Source organism: Bacillus cereus group sp. BfR-BA-01379, from assembly GCF_022663605.1.
Taxonomy (GTDB): domain Bacteria; phylum Bacillota; class Bacilli; order Bacillales; family Bacillaceae_G; genus Bacillus_A; species Bacillus_A mobilis.
In genome coordinates this window covers 1-1,904 of sequence record NZ_JAKUFT010000159.1, presented here as the reverse complement: position 1 = coordinate 1,904, position 1,904 = coordinate 1, and the positions used below count along the sequence as shown (strand labels likewise).

Genomic DNA, 1,904 nt, shown 5'->3' with positions numbered 1-1,904 from the left:
GTTAAAAGAAGAAGCTGGGAAAATTACAGCGAAGTATGAAAACATTACTGATACAGCGGAGCGTAGTGTTAGCTTTAAGGTGAAAGTAACGGAAGCAGCAAAAGTCGGCAAGACAATTGTGAATAAGGCAATTGTGGATGATCATAATCCGAAGAATCCACCGCAAAAACCAGAAGCGATTATTACACCGGAGTATAAAGACGGAAAACTAAAAGCTGAGAAAACAGTAAATAATCCAGCTCCAAAATTAGGAGAAGAAGTAGAATATCGAATTACATTCCGTAACGTAGTTGAACATGGAAAAGTAGCGAAGGTGAAGATTAAGGATGAATTACCAAGTGGCTTAGAGTTTGTAGAAGGTAGTGAAAGAGCTGAGGGAGAGAATTCGAAACCGTTGCATGTGAAAGTGAAAAATGGAATCGTCCTTGCAGAATATCCAGAAATTACGGATACGAAAGAGAGAAGCATTGTCTTTAAAGTGAAGGTGAAAGAAAAAGCTAAAGTTGGCGAAGAAATTGTGAATAAGGCGGTTGTGGAAGATACAATAAACCCACCAGAGCAACCGAATATCGCTATTCAGCCTCAATATAAAGATGGTGCATTACAAGCAGAAAAAACAGTAAGCAATCATGAACCGAAGTTAGGAGAAGAAGTAGAATACCGAATTAGCTTTGAAAATACGGTAGAGAACGGAAAACTAACTGAGGTAAAGGTAGAAGATGAAATTCCAGCTGGTTTAGAATATGTACAAGATAGTATAAAGTCTGATGGGCCACAACCAAATCCGGTAGAACTTCATGTTGAGAATGGAAAAGTAACAGCAAAGTATCCGGAAATTACAGATACGAAAAAAAGAAGTATCATCTTTAAAGTGCGAGTACAAGAAACGGTACAAGTAGGAAAAGAGATTGTAAACAAGGCAATTGTGGATGATAATAATCCGACGACTCCGCCAGTTGAGTCACTTATACCAATTACCCCGCAATATAAAGATGGGAAACTAGAGGCAAGGAAAGAAGTAAGTAATCATGAACCGAAGCTAGGAGAAGAAATCGAATATCGAATTACTTTTAACGGCACAGTAGATGGCGGGAAGTTAGTTGATGTGAAAATTGAAGATAAAATCCCAGCTGGTTTAGAATATGTGCAAGATAGTTTGAAGGCTGTAGGTGACAAGCCTGCACCAACAGAGCTTACAGTAGAGAGTGGAAAAGTAATAGTAAAGTATCCAGATATTATGGATACGCAAGAAAGAAGTATCATCTTTAAAGTGAAGGTAAAAGAAACAGTAAAAGTTGGAGAGGAAATAACAAATAAAGCGATTATTCATGTGGATGATCCGGACCATCCAGTTATAGAACCGACAGCGACAATAAAGCCAGAATATAAAGATGGTAAGTTAAAAGCAACGAAGACAGTAAGTAATAAAGAACCGAAGCTAGGAGAAGAAGTGGAATACCGAATTAGTTTCAACAATACGGTAGAAAACGGAGAATTAGCTGTGGTGAAGATAAAAGATGAAATACCAGCCGGTTTAGAATACGTGCAAGACAGCCTGAGATTTGAAGGTGCTGAGCCAAATCCAATAGAGTTAAAAATGGAGTTTGGAAAAGTAACTGCTACGTATTTAGACATTATGGATACACAAGAACGTAGTATTATTTTTAAAGCGAAGGTAAAAGCAACGGTTAAAATCGGTGAGGAAATTGTGAATAAAGCGATTGTGGAAGATACAACAAACAAACCGCTTGAACCGACAGTTTCCATTAAGCCGAAGGAACCGGAAAAACCGAAAGATCCGAAAGAACCAGAAGTGAAACCGGAAGATCCGAAAGAACCAGAAGTGAAACCGGAAGATCCGAAAGAACCAGAAGTGAAACCGGAAGATCCGAAAGAACCAGAAG

1 protein-coding gene is annotated in these 1,904 nt (G+C 38.5%); it reads left to right on the top strand.

The genetic code is table 11. From position 1 onward, the window contains the following. The coding region (locus MR113_RS27090) for an isopeptide-forming domain-containing fimbrial protein (RefSeq protein ID WP_242257468.1) at positions 1–1,904 on the top strand (1,904 nt) is incomplete at both ends.